16 protein-coding genes are annotated in these 25,223 nt (G+C 64.2%); 14 read left to right on the forward strand and 2 right to left on the reverse strand.

Annotated features, from left to right (window positions below):
* The first annotated feature begins 281 nt into the window (after nucleotides 1–281).
* Complete coding sequence (locus C6W88_RS18870) at nucleotides 282–1,610, forward strand: efflux RND transporter periplasmic adaptor subunit (RefSeq protein WP_108133583.1); 1,329 nt, start codon at nucleotides 282–284, stop codon at nucleotides 1,608–1,610.
* Nucleotides 1,607–4,759 carry an efflux RND transporter permease subunit gene (locus tag C6W88_RS18875; RefSeq protein ID WP_231498705.1) on the forward strand — a complete coding sequence of 1,051 codons (3,153 nt, stop codon included), beginning with the start codon at nucleotides 1,607–1,609 and terminating at the stop codon, nucleotides 4,757–4,759. The genes C6W88_RS18870 and C6W88_RS18875 overlap by 4 nt, the downstream gene beginning before the upstream one ends.
* 143 nt (nucleotides 4,760–4,902) lie before the next feature.
* Here C6W88_RS18875 and C6W88_RS18880 read toward each other — a convergent pair whose 3' ends face one another.
* Nucleotides 4,903–6,456 carry an alkaline phosphatase D family protein gene (locus C6W88_RS18880; protein ID WP_108133584.1) on the reverse strand — a complete coding sequence of 518 codons (1,554 nt, stop codon included), beginning with the start codon at nucleotides 6,454–6,456 and terminating at the stop codon, nucleotides 4,903–4,905.
* A gap of 309 nt (nucleotides 6,457–6,765) precedes the next feature.
* Between C6W88_RS18880 and C6W88_RS18885 the strand changes: the two genes are divergently transcribed.
* Nucleotides 6,766–8,355, forward strand: a complete 1,590-nt coding sequence (locus C6W88_RS18885; protein ID WP_108133585.1) for a peptide chain release factor 3 — start codon at nucleotides 6,766–6,768, stop codon at nucleotides 8,353–8,355.
* 76 nt (nucleotides 8,356–8,431) lie between these two features.
* Nucleotides 8,432–9,211 (forward strand): TatD family hydrolase, encoded by a 780-nt coding sequence (locus C6W88_RS18890; RefSeq protein WP_108133586.1) that lies wholly within the window; start codon nucleotides 8,432–8,434, stop codon nucleotides 9,209–9,211.
* Nucleotides 9,212–9,265: 54 nt separating this feature from the next.
* Here the strand turns inward: C6W88_RS18890 and ygfZ are convergent, their stop codons facing one another.
* Complete coding sequence (gene ygfZ / locus C6W88_RS18895) at nucleotides 9,266–10,294, reverse strand: CAF17-like 4Fe-4S cluster assembly/insertion protein YgfZ (RefSeq protein WP_108133587.1); 1,029 nt, start codon at nucleotides 10,292–10,294, stop codon at nucleotides 9,266–9,268.
* A 191-nt stretch (nucleotides 10,295–10,485) separates the two neighbouring features.
* On the opposite strand from ygfZ, the gene C6W88_RS18900 reads away from it, so the two are divergent.
* The 10 genes from C6W88_RS18900 (at nucleotide 10,486) to C6W88_RS18945 (ending at nucleotide 24,483) form a co-directional block, all read left to right on the forward strand.
* Nucleotides 10,486–10,683, forward strand: a complete 198-nt coding sequence (locus tag C6W88_RS18900) for a hypothetical protein (RefSeq protein WP_045991458.1) — start codon at nucleotides 10,486–10,488, stop codon at nucleotides 10,681–10,683.
* Nucleotides 10,683–11,102, forward strand: coding sequence for an OsmC family protein (locus C6W88_RS18905; protein ID WP_108133637.1), 420 nt, complete (start codon nucleotides 10,683–10,685; stop codon nucleotides 11,100–11,102). Before C6W88_RS18900 ends, C6W88_RS18905 begins: the two co-directional genes overlap by 1 nt.
* A 77-nt stretch (nucleotides 11,103–11,179) precedes the next feature.
* The gene (uvrB, locus tag C6W88_RS18910) at nucleotides 11,180–13,210 is read left to right on the forward strand and encodes an excinuclease ABC subunit UvrB (protein ID WP_108133588.1); all 2,031 of its coding nucleotides are present in this window, start codon (nucleotides 11,180–11,182) and stop codon (nucleotides 13,208–13,210) included.
* Nucleotides 13,211–13,566: 356 nt separating this feature from the next.
* Entirely contained in the window at nucleotides 13,567–15,072 is a 1,506-nt protein-coding gene (locus tag C6W88_RS18915; RefSeq protein ID WP_045991456.1) for a fumarate hydratase, read from the forward strand.
* Between the two features lie 161 nt (nucleotides 15,073–15,233).
* Nucleotides 15,234–16,667: a cardiolipin synthase gene (cls, locus tag C6W88_RS18920; protein ID WP_108133589.1), complete on the forward strand. Its 1,434-nt coding sequence runs from the start codon at nucleotides 15,234–15,236 to the stop codon at nucleotides 16,665–16,667.
* A gap of 247 nt (nucleotides 16,668–16,914) precedes the next feature.
* Nucleotides 16,915–17,832: a LysR substrate-binding domain-containing protein gene (locus C6W88_RS18925; protein WP_108133590.1), complete on the forward strand. Its 918-nt coding sequence runs from the start codon at nucleotides 16,915–16,917 to the stop codon at nucleotides 17,830–17,832.
* A 953-nt stretch (nucleotides 17,833–18,785) separates the two neighbouring features.
* The gene (locus C6W88_RS18930; protein ID WP_197037156.1) at nucleotides 18,786–20,120 is read left to right on the forward strand and encodes a TolC family protein; all 1,335 of its coding nucleotides are present in this window, start codon (nucleotides 18,786–18,788) and stop codon (nucleotides 20,118–20,120) included.
* Nucleotides 20,121–20,131: 11 nt separating this feature from the next.
* A complete protein-coding gene (locus tag C6W88_RS18935; RefSeq protein WP_181248680.1) occupies nucleotides 20,132–20,938 on the forward strand; it encodes an efflux RND transporter periplasmic adaptor subunit in 807 nt (268 codons plus the stop codon).
* Nucleotides 20,935–22,344 (forward strand): efflux RND transporter periplasmic adaptor subunit, encoded by a 1,410-nt coding sequence (locus tag C6W88_RS18940; RefSeq protein ID WP_108133593.1) that lies wholly within the window; start codon nucleotides 20,935–20,937, stop codon nucleotides 22,342–22,344. The genes C6W88_RS18935 and C6W88_RS18940 overlap by 4 nt, the downstream gene beginning before the upstream one ends.
* 15 nt (nucleotides 22,345–22,359) lie before the next feature.
* The gene (locus tag C6W88_RS18945) at nucleotides 22,360–24,483 is read left to right on the forward strand and encodes a site-2 protease family protein (RefSeq protein ID WP_108133594.1); all 2,124 of its coding nucleotides are present in this window, start codon (nucleotides 22,360–22,362) and stop codon (nucleotides 24,481–24,483) included.
* Nucleotides 24,484–25,223: the final 740 nt, after the last annotated feature.

The raw sequence follows: 25,223 nt of genomic DNA on the forward strand, positions 1-25,223 counted from the left end.
ATCGCAGGGCCGACCGTCGTGGGGCGCGCGCAACAGGCCTGGTGCCCGAATCGGCGGCTCCGGCCTGGGGTCATGCGCACCAGGGATAAAGTCGTTGGCGGCGAGCGATTGCGTCTCGCCCGTGGCTGGGCAACAGTGGCAGGAGCCTGTGCAGCGAAGACGCCAGGTGGTGTCTTCGACGTGACTGTCGGCTTGAGCACACTGCCAAGTGGCTTTATCGGCATGCGTTGACACAGCGCTTCATCGGCAAAGGGCGCGGTCTGAACAAGGGAATGGATGGAATGCTGAAGCGACTGCTACCGATCGTGGTTCTGGCGATCGGCGTGGGTGGGTTCTGGCTGTTGAAGGTGACGCGGCCGGCGCCGCCTCCGGTAACGGTGGAAGAACGCGAGTGGCCGGTCGCCGCCATGACGCTGTCGCTGGGCCGCCACGCACCGACCCTGGCGCTCTACGGCGAGGTGCTGGCGCCGGATCGCCTGAGGCTGGTGGCGTCGCTGGATGGCCACGTCGGGCAGCGCCCGGTACGTGATGGTGACCGGGTCGAAGAGGGCGACCTGCTGGTAGCCCTGGCCGAGGAAGACGTGGTGCCGGTGGTGACGCGGGCCGAGGCGGAGGTGGCACGGCTGGAGGCCGAGATCGAGGCGGAAAAGATTCGCTTCGAGAGCGATCGACAGGCGCTGGCTCGGGAACAGTCGCTGCTCGACAACGCCCGCAGTCAGCTCGAGCGTATGCGCTCGCTGGTGCGGCGTAATCTGGCCTCCCGGGCCGAGCTTGACGCCGACGAGAACGAAATCGCCCGAGCCCAGGTGACGCTGGTCAGTCGCCAGGGCGAACTCGACGGACACCCCGCCAGGCTGACCAGTCTCGAGGCCCAGCGGCGCCAGGCCGAGGCGTCGCTGGCCGAAGCCCGTCGCGATGCGCGAAGGGCTCGGGCCGAAGCGCCTTTCGCCGGTATCGTCACCGCTGTTGAAGTCGCGCCGGGTGACCGGGTGCGCGAGGGTGACGCCCTGCTCGATCTGATCCCGCTCGATGGCCTCGAGGTGCGTGCCCGGGTGCCCAGGGGCGTGCAGTCCGAACTGGTGTCGAGCCTGGCCGATGGCGCTCGCCCTGAGGCCGTCGACGACGAGGGCGGGCGCTATCGGCTGAGAGCACTGTCGGGCCAGGGGGACCCCGCCGGCACCGAGGCCATCCTCGAGGTGGTGTCCTCGCCGGCCCGCCTGCGGCCTGGTTCGCTGGTATCGCTGTCACTCGCCCGTCCCGAGGTGGCCGACAGTGCGGCGATACCCTTCAGCGCCCTGTACGGTGCCGATCGGATCTACGTCATCGAACAGGGGCGCCTGCGGCCGATTGAGGTCAGGCGACACGGCGAGACCAGCGGGCCTGACGGGGGCTCCTGGGTGATCGTCAGCGGTGAGGGGCTGGCCGACGGCCAGCGCCTGGCCACCACCCATCTGCCCAACGCCATCGAAGGATTAAGAGTGGTGGACCTGTCCCGGGGTAGCGGGCCCGCCGATATCAGCGCAACCCAGGTGCCGGCTGGCCAGAGGTCTGGTGAGTCTGTGAACTCACCGTCCGCGGGCGACGATGTTCGGGCGGAGGCCGGCCCGTGAGCGAAGATACCCAGCCGAATGCCCCCAGAGGCCCGATCGGCTTCTTTGTCCGCCACCGGGTCGCGGCCAACCTAGTGATGCTGGTGATGCTGATCGGCGGCGCCCTGGGCCTGTCGCGGATGAACATCCAGTTCTTCCCCGATTTTGCGCTGGACATCGTCTCGGTGCAGACCGTCTACAGTGGCGCCTCGGCCGAAGACGTGGAGCAGGGCATCACCATCCCGCTGGAGCAGCGCCTGCGCAATCTCGATGGCCTGAAGCGCATGACCTCGACCTCGGCCCAGGGGGTGTCGAGCATTACCCTGGAGTTCTACGAGGGTACCGACCCGGTGCTGGCGCTGGATGATGTGCGCGAGCAGGTCGATGGCTTCACCAATCTGCCCGGGGACGCCGAGGAGCCGCGCGTTTCGCGGGCCCAGAACTTCGAGCCGGTGGCCCGCCTGATACTGTCCGGTGACGTCGATCGCGAGGCGCTGCGTCGGCTGGCCCGTCGCTTCGAGGACGAGCTGCTGTCGGCCGGGATCGATCGGGTCGAGCTGGTCGGGCTGCCGGAGCAGCAGATCAGCGTGGAGGTACCGGTGGAGCGGCTTGGCGAGCTGGACCTGAGCCTGCCGGAGATCGCCGAGCGCATCGAGGGACTGTCGCTGGACCTGCCGGCGGGGCTGCTTGGCAGTCAGGACGGCGAGCGCGAGCTGCGCGCGGTGGAACAGCGCCGCAGCGCCGAGGAGTTCGCCGATATCGCGGTGCGCGGGGGCCAGCGGGTGCGTCTGGCGCTCGGTGACATCGCGGTGATCCGCCAGGAGAACCGTCCGCGTCAGGTGGAGGTGCTCCACCATGGACAGCCGGCGGTGGAGCTGATGCTGCAGCGCTCGGAGAGCGGCAACTCACTGGCCGCCGCCGAGGTGCTCAATGGCTGGCTGGAGCAAACCCGCGCGGAACTGCCGGAGAGCATCACGCTGGAGGTCCACGACGAGACCTGGCAGCTGATCGCCGATCGCATCGGTCTGCTGATCAACAATGGCCTGGGCGGACTGGTGCTGGTACTGGCGCTGTTGTATCTGTTCCTGCCGGCGCGGGTGGCGCTGTGGGTAGCCATCGGTATTCCCACCGCCTTTCTCGGCGCACTGGCGGTGTTCTGGGGCATCGGCGGCTCGGTCAACATGATCTCGCTGTTCGCGCTGATCATGGCGTTGGGTGTGATCGTCGACGACGCCATCGTCGTTGGCGAGGACGCCGATGCCCACTTTCGAGCAGGCGAGGCGGCACGCCTGGCCTCGGCGGGTGCGGCCCGCAGGATGCTGTGGCCGGTGGTAGCGTCGTCCTTGACCACCGTGGCGGCCTTCATGCCGCTGTTGATGGTGGGGGGCATCATCGGCAACATCCTGCGCGACATTCCGGTGGTGATGATCTGCGTGCTGGTGGCCTCGTTGCTTGAGTGTTTCGTGGTGCTGCCGGCCCACCTGCGCAACGCCTTCTCGCCTCGCGCCGGCGGCGAGCGCCGTCCGGGACCGCTGGGGCGTCTACGACGTGCCTTCGACGGAGGCTTCGATCGTTTTCGCCAGGGGCCCTTCCGACGCTTCTCCGCCAGCACCCTGCGCCATCGGGCGCTGACCTTGAGCGCGGCGCTGGCGCTGGTGCTGGTGACGGTGGGACTCCTGGCGGGCGGGCGTCTGGCGTTCAATTTCTTCCCCACGCCGGAGCCGAACATCCTCTACGCCAACCTGAGCTTCGTCACCGGCACCTCTCGAGATAGGGTCGAGGACTATCTGGCCACCATGCAAAAGGCCCTCGACGACACCGAACAGGCCCTCGGCGGGGATCTGGTGCGCAGCGCCGTGGTGCGCGTGGGGGGCACCCTGTCCGCCGACGCCAGCGGGCGTACCGGTGACAATGTCGGCTCGATCATGGTCGAGCTGGTGCCGTCAGACCGGCGCTCGGTGCGCAACCTGCCGTTTATCCGTGCCTGGCGAGAGCGTCTGTCCGAGGTCCCGGGACTCGACACCCTGTCCATCGTCGAGCGCAGCGGCGGGCCACCGGGGCGTGACGTCAACGTGCGCCTGGTCGGCGAGTCCGCCGAGTCGCTGAAGCGGGCGGCGGAATCACTGACCCGCAGCCTCGGACAGTTGCCCGGGGTGCTGGAGCCCGAGGACGACATGCCCTGGGGGCGCGAACAGCTGATCTACTCGGTCAACGCCTATGGTCAGGCGCTGGGCCTGACCACCCGGGAACTCGGGCGCCAGCTGCGGGCAGCCTTCGATGGCGTGCTGGTGCAGACCTACCAGGACGGTGCCGACGAGATCGAGGTGCGGGTGCTGCTACCGCAGGACCAGCGTGAGCACCTGGCGACCCTGCCGCGGCTGATGGTGCGAGTGGACGATGGCCGCCTGGTGCCATTGGACCAGGTGATGGCGCTGGATCACCGCCAGGGCTTCGAGGCGCTGCGTCACGCCGATGGGCGTCTGGCCGTGGAGGTGAGTGCCGACCTCGACACCGAGGTGACCAACACCGCCACGGTGGTCGAGGCGCTGCAAGCCGAGGTGCTGCCGGCGCTGACCGAGCGCTACCACCTGAGCTACACCTTCGAGGGCCAGGCGGCGGACCAGCGTGATACCTTCGCCGACATGCGTACCGGCCTGATCATCGGGCTGGGCCTGATGTATGTGGTGCTGGCCTGGGTATTTGCCTCCTGGAGCCTGCCGCTGATCGTGATGGCGACCATTCCGCTGGCGCTGGTGGGAGCCCTGCTGGGCCATTGGGTGATGGGGCTGGATCTCACCATCCTGTCGATGTTCGGGCTGTTCGGGCTGTCCGGGATCGTGGTCAACAATGCGATCATCCTGGTGACCTTCTATCGTCACGAGCGTGACGCCGGGCGGGATATCGACGCGGCACTCAACGAGGCCGTGGTGCAGCGGGTCAGGGCCATGTTCCTGACATCCCTGACGACCATCGGCGGGTTGACCCCACTGCTGTTCGAGACCTCGCTGCAGGCTCAGTTCCTGATCCCCATGGCGGTGACCATCGCCTTCGGCCTCGGTGTCTCGACCCTGCTGGTGCTGGCGGTGATCCCGGTGCTGCTGAGCTACCTGGAACACCTCAAGGCCGCGCTGGCCTCACGGACATCACGTCACACCACGTCTGAGGGCTAGGCCGCTATAGAGGGCGCGCTCGGGCCAGCGCATGGTGGGCCTGTCGTGCGCTCCATTGGGCCCGTGGCCTCAGGGGCAAAGGACAAGCGCCGCCTTGACGGCGGCGCTGTCGGGTCTTGGCAGCGACAGGCGGCATCGCCTGACTAGCTGGCCTGCTGGGGCGTCAATACCTGCTGATGCAGGCTGTTGCCCTCGGTGTCCTTGAGGGTGACGGTGAGCGCCAGGCTGTCGCCATCCAGATCCACCTGGCCGAAGAACTGAAAGCCTTCGCTAGGCGGCAGGTTGGCTCGACCATCGGCGGGGGCCTTCTGGAACACCACTTCCGGGCCAAAGGTGGCGTCCAGCGTATTGGGGCCGAAGGTGCCGGCGTGCAGCGGGCCGCTGACGAATTCCCAGAAGGGCGTGAACTGCTTGAAGCTGGCACGTTCTGGCGCATAGTGATGGGCGGCCGTGTAGTGGACATCGGCGGTCAGCCACACCACGTTGGCGATAGCGTTGTCGTGGATCGCCTTGAGCAGTCGGGCGATCTCGTGCTCGCGCCCGGAAGGGGCGCCACCCTCGCCATTGGCCACCGCTTCGAAGTGCTCGCCGTCGGCGACCACCAGGCCCACCGGCATGTCGGAGGCGATGATCTTCCAGGTGGCCGTCGAGGCCTTCAGCGCCGCGATCAGTTCATCCACCTGGCGAGCCCCCATCAGGCTCGAGGCCGGGTCGTCGGCGCCCTGGGTATTGGTGCTGTTGGCCGCGCGATGGGTGCGCATGTCGAGCATGAACACCTCGAGTTCGGGGCCGTAGGTGAAACGACGACGAATCATCTCGGGGGCCTCGGGGCGCTGACGGATCGGCATCGACTCGAGGAAGGCGCGGCGGGCACGCGCCGCCAGCAGCGAGACGTTCTTCTCGGTGTAGCGCGGATCATCGAGGATCTCGCCGGGGTACCAGTTGTTGACGGTCTCGTGGTCGTCCCACTGGGCGTACATCGGTACCTTGGCGTTGAAGCGCTTGAGGTTGTCGTCCAAAAGGTTGTAGAAGTACTGGCCGCGATACTCGTCCAGGGTCTCGGCCACCTTGCTCTTGGCGTCGGTCATGCGGTTGCGCCAGACGCTGCCGTCCTCCAGGTTCACGCTTTCTTCGAGCGGGCCATCGGCGTAGATGGTGTCGCCGGAGTGCAGGAAGAAGTCCGGCGACTGCTTGAGCATGGTGTCGTAGATGCGCATGCCGCCGCGGGATTCGTCGATGCCCCAGCCCTGGCCGACGGTATCGCCCGACCACACGAAACGTACCGAACGGCGTGAGCGTCCCGGCATGACCAGTCTGCCGATAGCCGGCTCGCTGACGGCGCGGTCGTCGCCGAGGGCGGCGAAGCGCACGCGGTAGAACACCTCCGGCAGGTCGGCAAGGCCAGTGACGTCGAGCTTGGCGGTCAGCCCGCTGGCCGGCAGGGCGGTGGGTCCCTGCAGGGTACGGGCGTTGTTGAAGGCAGCGTTGTCGGCGATGTCCAGCAGCATCCGCGAGGGGCGGTCGGCACGCGACCAGATGATGGCGCGGTCGGTGCCGACGTCGCCGCTCATTACCCCGGAGGTGATCACGGGCCGACGGGATTCGGCCAGCACGATGCCGGGGGCGGCGGTGATCAGGCCGAGGCCGGCACCGGCCTTGAGGCCGAGTCCAAGAAACTGGCGTCGGGTGGGTTGCATGGGGCTCTCCTTGTCGTTGCGTCCGGTGGTCTTGGCGGGGTGGCGCGTCGCCCTTCGAGGGGAGCGGTCGCGGCCAGTCGCCTAGCATTGCGGCCGTCGATGACAGCTTGATCGCGAATCTATTGCATTAATGCGAAGCGCTATGAACCGCAGAGCCGCAACGAAACGCGAGGGGCCTGGGTAGAGAGGATAATGGTGCCAGTATAGTCAGATGCAGCCAGGGCCCCTGTCGCGGTATCATGGCGCCCTTGCGCATGGGGCCTTGTCCCCGTGCCCCACTTTTTTACGAGCAAGCAGGCAACCGTCTCCATGTCCAACCCCAAGCAGGCCCAGGAAACCGGGCTTCGGCGCACCTTTGCCATCATCAGCCACCCGGACGCGGGCAAGACCACCATCACCGAAAAGATGCTGTTGTTCGGAAACGCCATCCAGCTGGCCGGTTCGGTAAAGAGCAAGCGTGATGATCGCCACGCCACCTCGGACTGGATGAAGATGGAGCAGGAGCGCGGTATCTCCGTGACCACCTCGGTGATGCAGTTCCCCTACGGCGGTCGCATGGTCAATCTGCTCGATACGCCGGGCCACGAGGACTTCTCCGAGGATACCTACCGCACCCTGACCGCGGTGGACTCTGCGCTGATGGTGATCGACGGCGCTAAGGGCGTCGAGGACCGCACCATCAAGCTGATGGAGGTCTGCCGCCTGCGCACCACGCCGATCCTCACCTTCGTCAACAAGATGGACCGCGACATCCGTGACCCCATCGAGGTGATGGATGAGGTCGAGACGGTGCTCAATATCCAGTGTGCGCCGATGACCTGGCCGATCGGCATGGGGCGTCAGTTCAAGGGGGTCTATCACCTCTACAATGACGTCATCCACCTGTACACCCAGGGGCAGGGCAACCGGATTCCGGAAGACAAGCGCATCGAAGGCCTCGATAGCCCCGAGGTGGACGAGGTGCTCGGCGAGGATCTGGCCGAGGAACTGCGCATGGAAGTCGAGCTGGTGCGCGGTGCCTCCCACAGCTTCGACCTTGAGGCCTATCGCCGTGGCGAGCTGACGCCGGTGTACTTCGGTACCGCCATGGGCAACTTCGGTGTGCGCGAGATGCTCGATGGCTTCGTCGAGTATGCGCCGCCGCCCCAGGCGCGGGAAACCGACGTGCGCGAGGTGCCGGCCGAGGACGAGCGCTTCACCGGCTTCGTGTTCAAGATCCAGGCCAACATGGATCCCAATCACCGTGACCGCATCGCCTTCCTGCGGGTGTGCTCGGGCAAGTACCAGAAGAACATGAAGATGCGCCATGTGCGCATCAACAAGGACGTCAAGATCGCCGACGCCCTGACCTTCATGGCCTCCGATCGTGCCCACGTGGAAGAAGCCTGGCCCGGTGACATCATCGGCCTGCACAACCATGGCACCATCCAGATCGGTGACACCTTCACCCAGGGCGAGGACATGCGGTTCACCGGCATTCCACACTTCGCCCCGGAGCTGTTCAAGCGGGTCAGGCTCAAGGACCCGCTGAAGATGAAGGCCTTGCAGAAGGGCCTGCAGCAGCTTTCGGAGGAGGGCGCCACCCAGGTGTTCATGCCGCTGGACAACAACGATCTGATCCTTGGCGCCGTCGGTACCCTGCAGTTCGATGTGGTCGCCCATCGCCTCAAGGAAGAGTACAAGGTCGACTGCATGTACGAAGGGGTGAACGTCAACACCGCCCGCTGGATCTACTGCGACGATCCGAAGATGCTTGAAGAGTTCAAGCGCAAGGCCAGCACCAACCTGGCCATCGACGGCGGTGGCTACCTGACCTATATCGCCCCGACCCGGGTCAATCTGCAGATGACCCAGGAGCGCTGGCCGGATATCAGGTTCAGGGAGACCCGCGAGCACTGAGGAGACACCGGAAAAACTGCTGCGCTCGAATCGCTCGCGACGTTTTTACGGCGCCTCCGTGGAAAGAGGAGCTCTGATGCTGATCGACGCTCACTGCCACCTCGACTTTGCCGACTTCGACGCCGATCGCGACGCGGTCCTGTCCAGGGCCAGGCGGGCGGGCGTCGAACAGCTGGTGGTCGCTGGTACCCACCGTGACGCCTGGCAGGGCACCCTGGGCCTGGCCGAGCAGACGGGGTTGCACGCCTGTCTCGGTCTGCATCCGGTGTTTCTGGAGCATCATCGGCTGGATGGCGAGGATGACGACATCAGCGCGCTGGGCCAGGCGTTGAAGGCCCACCCTCGCTGCGTCGCCCTGGGGGAGTGTGGGATCGATGCGCGTTTTGGCGACACCCTCGATCGCCAATGGCACTTGTTCGATGCCCAGCTCAGGCTGGCGCGGGATCTGCGCCTGCCGGTAGTGATTCACTGTGTGCGTGCCAACGACGACGTCGCCAAGCGTCTGGCCCAGTTGGGCCTCCCCGCAGGGGGCCTCATCCATGCCTTCGCCGGCTCTCCGGAGCAGGCGAGCCGCTTTGTCGATCTGGGGTTTACGCTGGGGCTCGGCGGGGCGGTGACCTATCCCCGGGCCAGGAGGGTGCGCCGGGCGGTGGCGTCGCTGCCCGATGACGCCTTCGTGCTGGAGACGGATAGCCCTGACATGCCGTTGTCCGGCCACCAGGGCGAGCGCAATGAACCTGCCCTGGTGGCCGAGGTGTGTCGCCACGTGGCCGACATCAGAGGGCAGACACCGCAAACCGTGGCGCTGAACTCAAGTGACAACGCCCGCCGGCTGTTCGGCCTGCCGGCACCCTGACCACGGCGACGGCAGGAATATCGCCCGGGTCGAAATGCCCAGGCGTCAGCGGTGTCAGACCAGACTCTCGGGGTCGAGGCGATCGATGGCGTAGGGCAGCTGCAGAAGCTTCAGACGTTGATCCTCGCAGCTGAGTGCGGCCTCATCGGCGCGGGTATTCAGCACCGCCAGTACCTCGGCCTGCCCATAGGCATCGAGGGCGCTTGCCACCACCTCGCCCTGGCGCTTGCCGCTTTCGTCGATCACCTCGCTGCCCAGCGGCGGCAGTCGAGTCCCCTCTAGCTGGGCGCGATACAGGCGCTTCTTGACCTGGCCGCGGAAGTGGGCGCGAGCCACCACTTCCTGCCCGGTGTAGCAGCCTTTCTTGAAACTGATGCCTGCCAGCGCCTCCCAGTTGAGCATCTGGGGCAGGTAGGCATCCTGCTGATCGGCGTCGATGAAACACAGCCCCGCCTGGATATCCGCCAGCCGCCATACCTGGTTGCCCACCGGCTGACACTGCTCGATCAGGCGCGAGAACAAGGCCTCTGCCTGGTCTTCCGGCAGCATGATCAGGTAGCGGGGGCGAGGGCCAGGCTGGCCGAGCACCAGGGTCTCGCCGTGGCTCGCCTGGCGCCAGGGATCGGGCGGTGTCAGGTCGCAGTCGACCTCGGTCAGGGCGGGTGCTTCCTGGCCGATCAGGCCGATCAGCGCCAGGTCATCGCGAGCCGTCAGCTCGGCCTTGTAGAAGGCGGCGAACTTGCCCAGGTGCTGGGCCAGCGGGGCCACCAGACTGCGATGCAGCACGATCCTGAAGCGTTCGTCGTCGACCTTCATCAGCTGGCCGTTGGCAAGCATGCGGCCCTTGGGGGTGCAGAAGCAGGTCAGCGGGGCGAAGTGGCCGTTGGCGTGGGCGAGCTGGGCACTGGTCTGGCCCTGCAGAAAGCGCTCAGCGTCGGGGCCGACCACGTCCAGCGCGCCGAGATGGACCAGCGGGGTGGCCACGGTGCTGTCCAGGGCAAGGCGGGCCGCGTCGGGGGTGTCGAAGTCGACCTGGTCCGAGCCGGTCAAGCGGCCGCCGTGGGCGGTGATCCAATCCGTCATGAGCAATCCTGTCGCGCGTATCGAAAAAAGGTGAAGTTTGCGCCTGTCAGCAATGTGAGGGTGAGACGCCCCTTTTGCAAGGTACGGGCAGAAGAACCCGCACGGGGTGTCGTGCTAAGCTTTTCCACCAGTTTCAAGCTTGCGTTACGATCTTCGGTCCTTCCGCTTTACCCGCCAAGGAGGCGCGCCTCATGTCCCAGCAATCCCTGACCTTCCAGGGCGTCGATAACGCCGACCAGGTCAACCAGATCACCACCGCCTTGATGATGCTCGACGGCGTCGACAGCGTGGAGGTCGGCCGCCATGGCGCCGAGGTGGAAGGGCGCGCGCGTCGCGAGGCCCTGATCGAGGCGATCAAGCGGCTCAAGCTCGGCATCGAGGTGAAATGATGAGTATCGAGATTACTACCGAGAAGGATGGCAAGCTGCGCCAGCGGGTCAGCATCGAAAGCTTCGACGACCTGCTGGTCGATGTGCCCACCGCCTTCGGCGGCGACGGCCTGGCGCCGGACCCACACGACTACTTCGATCTGTCGCTGGGGGCGTGCAAGGCGATCACCTCGCGCATGTACGCGCAGCGCAAGGAGTGGCCGCTGGATGGCGTCAGCGTCAAGGTCACCAGAGACGAGCGCGACGAGCGCAAGGGCGTCTATCGGCTCGATGTGGCGATGACCTTCCACGGCATCGAGGATCCCGAGCGGCTGGCAAGGCTGGAGGAGATCAGCCACAAGTGCCCGATCCACCGCTTGATGACCACTTCCACGGTGGAAATCACCACGCGAACGCTGGCGCCAACGGCCCAAACCTGACGTCGGCGAGCGTGCGCGAGACTTGAAGTCGGCGCCAGCCGCCCCGATCTGGGTGGTGTCCCCCAGCAGGAGTCATGATGAGCAAGTCCTTTCGTCTGTCGTCGAAGTTCCAGCCTGCCGGTGACCAGCCGAGCGCTATCGAAAGCCTGGTCGGCGGGCTCGATTCGGGTCTGGCCCACCAGACCCTGCTCGGGGTGACCGGCTCGGGCAAGACCTTCACCATGGCCAACATCGTCGAGCGGCTGCAGCGGCCGACCATCGTCATGGCGCCGAACAAGACCCTGGCGGCCCAGTTGTACGGGGAGTTCAAGGCGTTCTTCCCGGACAACGCCGTGGAGTACTTCGTCTCCTACTACGACTACTACCAGCCCGAGGCCTATGTGCCCTCGTCGGACACCTTCATCGAGAAGGACGCCTCGATCAATGACCATATCGAGCAGATGCGACTGTCGGCGACCAAGGCCCTGCTGGAGCGTCGCGATGCGCTGATCGTGGTGTCGGTGTCGGCGATCTACGGCCTGGGTGATCCGGACCAGTATCTGAAGATGCGCCTGCACTTCACCCGCGGCGAACTGATCGATCAGCGCGGCTTTCTGCGTCGTCTGGCGGAACTGCAGTACACCCGCAACGACATGGACTTCAAGCGCGGCACCTATCGGGTGCGTGGCGACGTCATCGACATCTTCCCTGCCGACGCCGAGGATGAGGCGGTCAGGGTGGAGCTGTTCGACGACGAGATCGACACCATCAGCCTGTTCGATCCGCTGACCGGCGAGGTGCGCGGCAAGGTGCCGCGCATGACCATCTATCCCAAGAGCCACTACGTGACCCCGCGGGAGACCATCCTGGCGGCGGTGGATCGGATCAAGGAGGAGCTGGTCGAGCGACTGACCTTCCTGCGCAAGGAAGACCGTCTGGTCGAGGCCCAGCGGCTGGAGCAGCGTACCCTCTACGATATCGAAATGATGCTGGAGCTGGGCTACTGCAACGGTATCGAGAACTACTCGCGCTACCTGTCCGGACGCAACCCCGGCGAGCCGCCCCCCACCTTCTTCGACTACCTGCCCGCCGACGCGCTGCTGTTCATCGACGAGTCCCACGTCAGTGTGCCCCAGGTGGGCGGCATGTACCGCGGCGACCGCTCGCGCAAGGAGACCCTGGTCGAGTACGGTTTCCGCCTGCCGTCGGCCCTGGACAACCGTCCGATGAAGTTCGAGGAGTGGGAGCGGATCTCGCCCCAGACCATCTTCGTCTCGGCCACGCCGGGTCCCTACGAGGCCGAGCACGCCGGCCAGGTGGTGGAGCAGGTGGTACGTCCCACCGGCCTGCTGGACCCCGAGATCGAGGTGCGTCCGGCCTCGACCCAGGTGGATGACCTGCTGTCGGAGATCCGTTTGCGCACCGCCGTGGGCGAGCGGGTGCTTGTCACCACCCTGACCAAGCGCATGGCGGAAGACCTGACCGAGTATCTGGACGAACACGACGTCAAGGTGCGCTACCTGCACTCGGACATCGACACGGTGGAGCGGGTCGAGATCATCCGCGACCTGCGCCTGGGCAAGTTCGATGTGCTGGTCGGTATCAACCTGCTGCGCGAGGGCCTGGATATCCCCGAGGTGTCGCTGGTGGCGATCCTCGACGCCGACAAGGAAGGTTTCCTGCGCGCCGAACGTTCGCTGATTCAGACGGTGGGGCGGGCCGCGCGTAACGCCAACGGCAAGGCGATCCTCTACGGCGACCGCATCACCGACTCGATGCGCAAGACCATCGACGAGACCGAGCGGCGCCGCGCCAAGCAGACGGCACACAACGAAGAACACGGCATCACGCCGCAGACGGTGACCCGCTCGGTGGCGGATATCCTCGAAGCCGCCCAGGCACCGGGAAGCCGCAAGACTCGTGGACGCAAGGGCGAGCGCAAGGTGGCCGAACCGGAAGCGGTCTACGATCCCGCCAGCCTGTCCCCGGAGGAGCTGCGCAAGGAGATGACGCGCCTCGAGGACGCCATGAGCGAGGCTGCCGCCAATCTGGAGTTCGAAGAAGCGGCGAGTCTGCGCGATCGCCTGCAGGAGCTCAGAGAGCGTCAGCTGGCGCTCGGAGCGGTATAGAGGAGGCAGCGTAAGCGGGGCGGGCGAATCTGTCAGCCCGTCCTGCCGTGACCGCGCTCTTGGTGTCTTTATTCGAGCCTTATACCGTTATCTTGCCGATTGGCCTGATCTTCCGCCTGGCTGCCCTGGCTGGTGCATCTTGTTCAATTGGCGCAGCGCAGGCTCGTTCTCTAGAGTGAGGCGGGATCTCCGCCAGCCGGCAAGCAAACGCCGGGTCAACAGCGCGTTAAACGAACCGGCACAGACGGCTGCCGAGCCGTGGCGTAATGCGCTACACTACGGGCCCTCGCAAGCCCGCCATGTCGCCTACGGGACGCCAAGAGAGCGGGCGTATCGACCCAGCCAAGGAGTCTGCCATGACCGTGATTCGCCAGGACGACCTCATCACGAGTGTCGCCGATGCCCTGCAGTACATCTCCTACTACCACCCCAAGGACTTTATCGACGCCATGGCGGCCGCCTACGAGCGGGAGGAGAATCCGGCGGCGAAGGATGCCATCGCCCAGATCCTGATCAATTCGCGGATGTGTGCCACCGGCCATCGTCCCATCTGCCAGGATACCGGCATCGTCACGGTCTTCGTCCATGTGGGCATGAACGTGCGCTTCGAGGCCGACATGAGCCTCGATGACATGATCAACGAAGGGGTGCGCCGGGCCTACAACTTCCCGGACAACGTGCTGCGCGCCTCGGTGCTGGCCGACCCCGACGGCAAGCGTCAGAACACCAAGGACAACACTCCAGCGGTGATCCACCACAAGCTGGTGCCTGGCGACACCGTCGAGGTTCACGTGGCGGCCAAGGGCGGCGGCAGCGAGGCCAAGTCCAAGTTCGCCATGCTCAATCCCTCCGACTCGGTGGTCGACTGGGTCATGGAACAGCTCCCCAAGATGGGCGCTGGCTGGTGTCCGCCCGGCATGCTCGGCATCGGCATCGGCGGAACCGCCGAGAAGGCCATGGAGCTGGCCAAGGAAGCCCTGCTCGATCCGATCGACATCCAGGACCTTCAGGCCAGGGGCGCTGCCAATCGCGCCGAGGAGCTGCGCCTGGAGCTGTTCGACAAGGTCAACCGCAGCGGCATCGGTGCCCAGGGGCTGGGTGGCCTGACCACGGTGCTCGACATCAAGGTCAAGGATTACCCGACCCACGCCGCCAACAAGCCGGTGGCGATCATCCCCAACTGCGCGGCGACCCGTCATGCCCACTTTACCCTGGACGGCAGTGGCCCGGCGGCGCTCAAGGCGCCCAAGCTCGAGGATTGGCCGGAGATCACCCGTGAAGCCGGTGGCAACGTCAAGCGCGTCAATCTCGATGAGGTCACCCCGGAAGAGGTGAAGACCTGGCAGCCGGGCGATACCCTGTTGCTCAACGGCAAGCTCTTGACCGGTCGCGACGCGGCGCACAAGCGCATGGTCGACATGCTGGCCAAGGGCGAGTCGCTGCCGGTGGATCTGAAAGGGCGCTTCATCTACTACGTGGGGCCGGTCGATCCGGTCGGTGACGAAGTGGTGGGGCCGGCCGGACCGACCACCGCCACGCGCATGGACAAGTTCACCCGCACCATGCTCGAGCAGACCGGCCTGTTGGGCATGGTCGGCAAGGCCGAGCGTGGTCAGATCGCGATCGAGGCCATCCGTGACAACCAGGCGGTGTACCTGATGGCGGTGGGTGGTGCGGCCTACCTGGTGTCCCAGGCGATCAAGGCCTCCAGGGTTGTCGGTTTCGAGGACCTGGGCATGGAAGCCATCTACGAGTTCGAGGTGGAGGACATGCCGGTGACCGTGGCGGTGGATAGCCAGGGTTCATCGGTGCACCAGACCGGTCCGGCCAAGTGGAAGGAAATCATCGCCGAGAGCGTCTGATCTCCCCATGCCATGTCTCGCCCCGGTGCACGGCGAGACACGATAGGCGGCCCCGTCATCTGGCGGGGCCGCCTGCGTTACGGGTATGCTGGAGTCCGCAATAACGCTAGCAAGTGCGCCCCGGCCGATGTGGTGCGGTGTCACACGGATGGAGACCTTCGATGACCTCATGGCTACTTGGCCTGGCCATCTTTCTGATTCACCTGGGCGGGGCCATCTCCGCCGTGCTCGCGCTGATGTCGAGTCGAACCTCTCAGGGGGCGATCGCCTGGATCATTTCGCTGGTCGCCATGCCGTATCTGGCGTTGCCGGCCTACTGGGTCTTCGGCCGACCACGCTTCTACGGCTATGTGTCGGCGCGCGGCCAGCGCGATACGCTGCTGCGGCGCGTGTTGTTGCGCTATCGAGATCGCTTCGATTCCTATCTGGTGGGGGCCACCGACGCTGACGTCAAGGCGGTCGAAAAGCTTGCCATGATGCCGCTGACCCGCGCCAACTCGACGGAGCTGCTGGTCGATGGCGATCAGACCTTCGACAGCCTGTTTGCCGGTATCGATGCGGCCCGCTCTTATATCCTCATTCAGTTCTTCATCGTGCGTAATGATGAACTTGGTCGTCGGCTGCAGGAACATCTGGTGCGGGCGGCACGGCGTCAGGTGCGGGTCTACTTCCTGTACGACGAGATCGGTAGCCGGCAGCTAGGCGACGGCTATCTGGGCGAGCTGCGCGAGGCGGGCATACACGTCAGCGCCTTTCACTCCTCGCGCGGATGGCGTCACCGTTTCCAGCTCAATTTCCGCAACCATCGCAAGATCCTGGTAGTGGACGGTTGCGAAGGCTGGCTCGGTGGTTTCAACGTGGGGGTGGAGTATCTGGGAAAGGATCCTCGCCACGGACCCTGGCGCGATACCCATCTGAAGCTGGTCGGGCCCAGTGTGCTGGGGCTGCAGGAAGCCTTCTGGGAGGACTGGCACTGGGCCACCGGCACCATGCTGAGTCTGTCCTGGGCGCCCCAGGTGGATCAGTCCACGCTCGATGAAGGCAACGGGCGCCATGTGGTGATCGTTCCCTCGGGCCCGGCGGATCCCCAGGAGACCGCGAGCCTGCTGGTCCAGCACCTGATCCACAGCGCCCATCAGCGTCTGTGGGTGACCAGTCCGTACTTCGTTCCCGATGAAGGCGTCCAGGATGCACTGCGCCTGGCCGCCATGCGCGGGGTGGATGTGCGCATCATGATGCCGGAACGTCCCGACCATCTGCTGGTGTTCCTGTCGGCCTTCGCCTTCCTGCCGGACATGATCCGCGCCGGGGTCAAGGTCTATCGCTATCAGCCGGGATTTCTCCATCAGAAGGTCATGCTGATCGATGACAGCGCCGCCAGTGTCGGTACTGTCAATCTGGACAACCGCTCCTTCCGATTGAACTTCGAGATCACCGCCCTGGTGCCACATCAGGCGTTCGCCCTGGAGGTGGAGGCCATGCTGGAACAGGACTTCGCCAACTGCCGCGAGGTCAGCCTCGACGAGCTGCGCTCGCGTCCGCTGTGGCGCAAGCTGGTGTCCCGGGCCGCCTACCTGCTGGCGCCTGTGCAGTAGTCTGTGCAGTCGCCGCCGCTGCCTTGCCATCCCCGAGGCGAAAAGATCATGGCTTCTCCTGGAGGCTGGTCAATGTCCGGCACAGTGGCGCGCAGCGTAGCGGAGCAATAAAGCGTCAGTATTCCCTTGGGAAGGTGGGCGCTTTCCGGTACATTTAGCCGTTTTATCGGGCGGTCTGATGTGGCCCCTTCGGTCACGTTCAAGGCGATGGCGTCCCGTGTGGTTGGTGTCTTGACAAGGAGTGCTGGTGAATCTAGAAACGAAATGGCTCGAGGACTTCGTTGCGCTGTCCAACACCCGCAGCTTCTCGGCCTCCGCACGCCAGCGCCACGTCACCCAGCCGGCCTTCAGTCGCCGTATTCGCTCACTCGAACAGGCGGTGGGCGTCACCCTGGTGGATCGCTCGACCACACCCATCGACCTGACCCCTCAGGGGCAGCTGTTTCTGGTGACCGCTCGCAATATCGTCGAGCAGCTCAACGAGTCCCTCGGCCATCTGCGCGGCCTGGCCATGGCCAACGAGGCGCTGGACGTGGTGGCAGCCCATTCGCTGGCGCTGAGCTTCTTCCCTCAATGGATCTCGCGGCTGCAGAAGGGGCTCGGGGAGTTGCCGACGCGGCTGGTGGCGATGAACGTGGGGGAGGCCATCCATGTGCTGCGCGAAGGCAACTGCGACCTGATGCTGGCCTACTACGACCCCTACGCCAGCATGCAGCTTGACGGGGAAGTCTTTCCCTCCTTTTCCATCGGGCGGGTCAAGATGATACCGGTGAGCCTGCCTGATGAGCAGGGGGCGCCGCGCTTCCCTCTGGACGGTGACGACTCCCTGCCGTACCTGGCCTACACCCAGGGCGCCTTTCTCGGGCGTAGCGTGCGCATGCTGTTGAAGAATGACCCGTTGCGCATGCGCTTGCGTACCGTCTACGAGACCGCCATGGCCGAGGGGCTCAAGGCCATGGTCATGCAGGGCGTGGGCATGGCCTGGATACCCGATTTCTGCCTCAGGCAGGAGCTGAAGAGCGGGGCGGTGGTGCGCGCCGGTGGCGAGCAATGGGACGTCCCCCTGGAGATCCGCCTGTATCGCTGTTCACTGGTGCACAAGCCCGGTGTCGAAAAACTGTGGCGCCAGATGATGAAGCTGCCGCGAGACTTCCTCGAGGCCTGATCGCCTTTACCTCTGACAAGCGCCTGCAGGCCTGTGCCCGTCAGGCGCTATCCCCCCTTGTACGACGACAGACAGGCAAGCAGCTGCTGGACCCGGTATGGAGGTGCCATGTCGCTCAGTGGTTGCGAAGACCCCCGTGTCTATTCCCATTTCCTGTCTTTGATCCCGCTTTGTTTTCCTGGTTGATCCCTACATTCGTGTCCTGACGTTTTCTCCAGGCATTCCTGACTGATCCTGGCTGTCGCGTACCGACGATTTCGCTCTAGATGGCTTGGAAATTCACGATGCTAGCTGGTGGCGCTTGTCCCGTTAAGCGAGGGTTTTGCATCCGATGGCATGCAGCTCGGTCATGTCTTTCTCGCGCTACCTGCTGCGTGTATATCCGTACCCAGCCAATGAAAAGAAGCATGAAAGGTGTAACAAAGGAGGGCCTTTCTCGCTCCAGTTTCCACTCTGTGCACTATCGAAAGTTGTCGGTAACGACTGTGATCAAGGTCAAGAAACTGGGCCAACCTTTGCGCTCTTCGGGTTTTCATATTGACCCATTGTCCAGCTGTCTGGATAGTTGATTACACGAAGTAACATAAGTTATACGCTCGCTTTCTCGACGTTTGTGCGCTGTTGCAATGTTGGGCGCCTGTCGGTGGCGGCCGGTAGGCAGGTGCGCAACCAGCAGGCAAGACTCGTCACTCTTGAAGGCTGAGGTAATTTCGGCAGGGGGCACAGGGATGGTCGATAAAAAGTGTGGAGTGGCAGGCCAGAGGGCCTCGTGCTTCGGAAAGCAATATGGAAAGACCTGGGTCGGCGTCGCAACGGCGCTGGTGCTATCCGGCTGCGCTGTCACCCCTCAACCGATGTCGCAACAGGCCAATGAACAACGCGCCGACGACCTGTTGGCGAGGGTCACGGCCAGTCAGGAACCCGTTATTGCCCCAATCGATCTCTATTCGGCAATGGCCCGCGCCATCAAGTACAACCTGGACTATCGGGTGGAAGTGATGGAGCAAGCCCTGCGCACCAAGGAGCTCGATCTGGCGCACTACGATTTGCTTCCCAAGGTGGTCGGCAACCTCAACTTTACCGGACGCGACAATGAACCGGGCAGCTCCAGTATTTCTCTGTTGAGTGGTCAGGAGTCGCTGGAACCTTCGTCATCCAGCGAACGCAACCAGTTGGCGACCGACCTTACCATGAGCTGGGACGTACTCGATTTTGGCCTGTCCTATGTGCGGGCTCAGCAGAGGGCCGACAGCGTCATGCTGGCCGAGGAAAGCAAGCGCAAGGTCATCCAGCGCATCATCGAGGATGTACGCGCCGCCTACTGGCGAGCGGTCAGCGCAGAACGTCTGTTGGCCAAAACTCGAGAGCTCGAGGAGAGCACACGAAGGGCGCTGGATCAGGCCCACCGGCAGCAGCACAGCGCTTTGACGGCGCCGCTTCCTGCGCTTAGCTATGAACGTGAACTGCTGACCATTCGCCGCGACCTCGAGTCACTGACGCGGGAACTGCGGGTGTCCAAGCAGCAGTTGGCAGCGCTGATGAACCTTCCGCCCGAGCAACCCTACCAACTGGTGTTGCCGCCGCGTGACCTGGCCTGGAAAGGGATCGACCTTTCCTACGACACCATGTTGAAGCTGGCGGTGATGAATCGCCCGGAGCTGCGCGAAGTCGCCTACCAATTGCGCAACAACGAGCGCGAGGGCACCACAGCGATTCTGGAAACCTTGCCGAGTCTCAAACTCTTCGTCGGAGCCAACTATAGCGACGACGACTTTCTCTACAACAGTGACTGGGTCAGCTATGGCGCTCGCGCCAGCTGGAACCTGCTGAAGGTGTTCAGTCTGCCGGCCCGTCAGGATCGTATCGACGCCCAGAGCGATCTGCTCGATGCACGGAGCCTGGCATTGACCATGGCGGTGGCGACTCAGGTATCGGTGACCCGAGCACGCTATGAACTGCGACGTGGAGAACTCGGCACGGCCAAGCGTTTCCTTGAGGTGCAGCGAGCGATCGAGCATCAGGTGGAAGCCGGCTATCGTGCCAGGCACGTCAGCGAGCAGACCCTGATTCGCGAACAGATGAATACCCTGCTGGCCGAGGTGCGGATGGATCAGGCGCTGTCGGACCTCCAGGGGGCCTACGCCAATGTCTATACGGCCACCGGCATCGACGCCGTGGATGCCGGCATGAGCAGCAACGAAAGCGTCCTGGAGCTTGCCGATGATCTGCGTGCTCTGTGGGCGCAGCGTGGCGATGCCTTGGCCATTGACGTGGTGGCATCGCCATGAGGGCGCACGGGATGAACAGCAGAAGCCTGGGGGCGGGGCAGTGTGGCCAGTCGACTCGCACGCTCTGGCCGGGACTCGTGCTGGCAGTGCTGCTGTCGGGGGCTGCCCAGGCCAGCGACATGGGCGAGGCCAGAGGCATCCTGAGGGCCGAGCACGAGGCGATACTCTCGAGTCGTCTATCGGCCAGAGTGCTTGAGGTGCCGTTCAAGGAAGGCGACCACTTCGATGCCGATGAGGTACTGGTCGGCTTCGACTGCGCCGGACTCGACGCCGAGTTGCGTGCGACGGAGGCTAAGGCCGCAGCGGAATCCCGTAACGCCGCCATGCAGAACGAACTGTTGCAGATGGGCGCCACCGGACAGGCGGATGCCGACATTGCACGTTTCAAGCTGCGTGAGCAGCGGGCCCGGGTGGCCGCCATCCAGGAGCAACGCAAGGATTGTCAGATCAAGGCGCCTTTTGCCGGGCGAGTGGTTGAGCCCATGGTACGCCCCAACGAGACGCCGGAAGCCAACGCTCCGCTGATCCAGGTGGTGAGTGACGGCGCACTGGAATTGCATATGGTGGTGCCTTCCTGCTGGTTGAGTTGGATGACCCGGGGTAGCGCCTTCGGCTTCGAGGTGGACGAGACCGGCGACAGGCTTGACGCAGAAGTGTCCCGCATCTCGGCTGCCGTCGATCCCGTCAGCCAGACCGTCAAGGTGATCAGCCGAGTGGACAAGGCACCGGCACGGGTTCTTCCCGGGATGAGCGGCACCGCGACCTGGCTCTCTAGCGGGGACGGTGAGGGCAGGCGCTGTGGAGTGACCTCCTCATGACGAGTGTGGCGATTGAGCGCCAGTCTACTACCGAGGCGCAACACCCGGTGGCGGAGGGTCAGGCCAGAGCGAGTGGCTCGGAGGTGGGGGCAGGTGGCGAGCGGCTGATTCGTATCGAAGGCGCCTTGCGCCACTGTGACAGCCTCGACCAGCTGTGGTGCCACCTGGCCAATGAGGGGCAGAGCCTGCTCCAGGCTCGCCAGTCACTGGTGTTTTGCCTGTCGGGCAGAAATCGCTGGCGAGTCAAGGCGGTGGGAGGACTCGCGCGGGTGCCTCATGACAGTGCTCAGGTGCTTGCCTACCAGCATCTGGTAGGGAGCGACTGGCGTGAACACCGGGACGAGACGCAGCCGCGCTTGCTGGATCTTGCCAACGTCCTGGAGGACGAAGGCATACCCGCCATGCGCCATGGGCTGTGGATACCATTAAGCCACGGCGACCGGCCCATCGGCGCCGGTTGGTTACTGACTCGCGAGCGTGCCTGGGAAACACCGCACCTGGCCCTGGCCAGTCGTCTTGCCCAGGCCTACGGTCACGGCGCCAGCGCGATCCGAGGTCGACGCCGTGTGTCTCTTGGGCATGCACGGGGCGCGCGCGGACTGGCGCTGGCTACGGTGCTGGGCCTGGGGGCAGCCTTGGCACTGGTGCAGGTACCGCTGACGTCGAGGGCGCCCGCTGAGGTGGTCGCCAGTGAGCCGTTTGTCGTGGCGGCACCGATGGCGGGCGTCGTCGACCGCATCCTGGTCGCTCCCGGCGCACGGGTGGCGCTGGGTGATCCGCTGGTGCAGCTGGTGGACGTGGAACTACGTAATGACTTCGAAGTTGCCCAGCGCAAGGTTCAGGTGGCCCAGTCCAAGGCGCTGAGGCTGCAGCAGGCTGCCATCGCAAGCAGTGAGGCCAAGCGCGAGCTCGCCATCGCTCGCAGCGAGCTGAGAGTTGCCGAAGCCGAGCGAGATTATGCCCATGACCTGCTTGACAAGGCGGTAGTTCGCGCCGAGCGCAGCGGGGTCGCCCTCTATGGCGACCCTCAGGATTGGGTAGGGCGTCCCGTGCGGGTGGGTGAAGCCGTGATGCAGGTAGCGGACCCGGCGGATATTGCTTTCCGGCTCGAAGTGGCGGCCGCCGACGCCGTCACCCTCGAACGTGGAGCCTCGGTGGATGTGTTTCTTGATGCAGCACCCCTCGAACCGGTGTCGGCGGTCGTGGCACGGGCCGCCTACAAGGCCGAAAAGAACGCCAGCAGTATCGCCAATTTCAAGGTGATGGCGATACCGGAAACGCCGAGCGAAGACATGCCGCGGCTGGGTCTCAGAGGCACGGCGCGAATCCATGGTGAGCCGGTATCACTGTTCTACTATCTGTTCCGGCGCCCGATCGTCACCTTCAGACAGTTGACAGGCGTCTAGGCCGTGGCCAGGGCAATGCAGGACACGTCCGATTCAGCAGAGCAGGAGCTGCTTGGGTCGCTTCGTCAGGAGCTCGAGCTGATCGAAGGTGGGGCAGAACCAGGCAAGGCCGCTCGCTGGAAGATTCATGACCCACTGGCCGGACGGTTTTTCGAGATTGATGCCAGGGTCGTCGATATTCTCGCCTGCTGGTCGGCGGGGACGGTGGAGGCTTTGAGACGACGTCTTGATGCTCGCGGACACGTCGACATCAGCGAAGAGGATATTCGCCAGATCCAGCAATTTCTGGATCACAACGACCTGCTCGAGGCCAGCGAAGGCCGCAGCTTCGACAAGGCTCGGCGATATCGTGAGGCCAGCCGGCCATCCTGGTGGAAGTGGCTGCTTCATCACTACTTGTTCGTGCGTATCCCCCTGGTGTATCCAGGGCGAGGGTTGAAGCGCTGCCTACCGCTGGTCGCCATCTTCTTTCATCGAGGCTTTTGGCTCTTTACGGCGATCCTGGGTGTCATTGGCCTCTACCTTGTTTCTCGCCAGTGGGAGAGCTTCTTCACCACCTTGCCGGCGATGTTCAGCGTTTCCGGCGTGGTCGCGTTTTCCCTGAGTTTGGTGCTGGTGAAGACGCTGCATGAGCTTGGCCACGGCTTCTGTGCGACCCACTTTGGGGTTCGTGTGTCGAGCATGGGGGTGGCGCTGATCGTGATGATGCCGGTGCTGTTTACCGACACCACCGATGCCTGGCGGCTGCCCCGGCGGCGCAAACGTGTGCTGATCGATCTGGCCGGGGTGGCGGTGGAACTGGTCATCGCTGTCTATGCCACTCTGGCCTGGGTTTTTCTACCGGATGGCGCACTGCGCTTCGTGGCCTTCGCGCTTGCCACCACCGGTTGGGTGCTGAGCCTGGCGGTGAACCTCAATCCCCTGATGCGCTTCGATGGCTACTACCTGTTCAGTGACCTGCTCGGCATTGTCAACCTGCAGGAGCGGGGCTTTGCCATGGGGCGCTGGTGGTTGAGGGAAGGGCTTTTCGGTTTTGGCGATACGCCGCCGGAAGCGCTGAGTCGTGCCAAGCGCCGGGTATTGATCGGCTATGCCCTGGCGGTATGGGTGTATCGCTTCTTTCTGTTTCTTGGGATTGCCCTGGTGGTCTACCACCTCTTTTTCAAGGTACTGGGCGTCTTTCTCTTCAGCGTGGAAATTCTATGGTTCATTGTCATGCCGATACTGCGTGAGCTGACGGTCTGGTGGAAAAGACGCAGGGAGGCCGGCCGGCGGGTGCTGATGACCCTGGCGGTGGCCGCCGGCATCGCTGCCTTCGTTGCCTTGCCTCTGCCTCATCGAATCACGGTGCCGGTGGTGTTCGGTGCCAGTCAACAGGTTCCGGTGTTTGCCCATCGCGCCGCCAGGGTCGAGCAGGTGCTGGTCCGCGTCGGCGATGTCGTCGAGCGGGGGCAGGTACTGGTCAGGCTCGAAGTGCCAGCGTTGCAACAGCGGGAAAGAACGGTGCAGGAACATCTGAATCTGGTGGATAGACGCCTGGACCGACGAAGTGCCGACAACACGGACCTGTCCCAGAGTCTGGTGCTGGAGAGCGAACGGGACATGCAACGCCAGCAGCTCGCAGGACTCACCGATCAACGTCGTCGGCTCGACGTCATCGCCCCCATGGACGGCACGGTGGTTGAGCTTGCCGACTACCTGCATCCGGGCCGCTGGGTCGGCACAGACCTTCGTCTGGCGTTAGTAGCCAGTACGGATCGGCTATCCGCCCGTGGCTACGTCAGCAGCGATGATCTGGGATTGCTGGCGCTCGGTCAGCCTTGTTTTTTTGTCGATGACGAGCGTCTCTGGCCGCAGACCCCCATGCACGTCGAGCGAATCGCCGCCGCCGCTTCCCGCTACGTCGATCAGTGGATGTTGGCGTCAGACCACGGCGGGCCTATAGCGGCACGGCCCGATGACCAACGCTCCGTACCGGAAGGTGCGCTATTCGAACTGTTGGCAGTCTCTGACCAGGACCAATCGTCGCCGCTCACCGAGCTTCGCGGGGAGCTTCACCTGGAGGGGCAACCGTCGAGCCTGGCAGCCAGCATGGCACGCCGCGTGGCCCAGGTGCTGGTGCGTGAGTGGGGGTCATAGGCGTCGCAGTCATTGAAACCTGACACGTCCAGGTGACGGTTAGCCCGAATTCAAAGAGGGAGATCCGACATGATCAAGGACGACTTGTTGATTCGCGAACTCGAAGCCCGGGTGTTGCTGGATGCTGCCAGTACCGCCACCGTCGATAACGTCAAGCAAGCGGCTGACGCCGCAGTCGCAACGACAGATACGGGCTCCGCGGATCATGATGCAGGCCATGATGTATTGATGAGCGCCCTGCAGCACGTGGAAGCCCAGAAGGGCGGGCGGGAGCGTGCTGCCGGGGGCTCCGACATCGATGGAGATGGCGTCCTGGATGTCGACGACATCGATGATGACGGGGACGGTATTCTCGATTCAGTGGAAGGTGGGTCACAGAAAATAACCTGCAATGGAGTGACGAGCGGCGGGGCTTCTTCGGCTCCTCTGGATCGCCTGGTAGACGGGAATACCAAAACTTACTTTATCTCGTCCACTGTAGAGCAAATCAGCGATTTTACGTTCAACTTTGACACACCCATCGATCGCATCTATGGGATCGATCTGTGGAACAATGCGGGAAGTATACTCAATGATTCACAATCGATTGGGTCGATAGGCGAGATCAGGTTTTATAATTCTTCAGGGGACTTGATCTATTCAACCACTCGATATGCTGCCACTAACTCTGTTCCGGAAGGGGCGGCAGGTTGGCCACTTCATATGGATATACCAAAAGATATCCACGGCGTGGCTAGTAT

The organism is Halomonas litopenaei, from assembly GCF_003045775.1.
In the GTDB taxonomy this organism is placed as follows: domain Bacteria; phylum Pseudomonadota; class Gammaproteobacteria; order Pseudomonadales; family Halomonadaceae; genus Halomonas; species Halomonas litopenaei.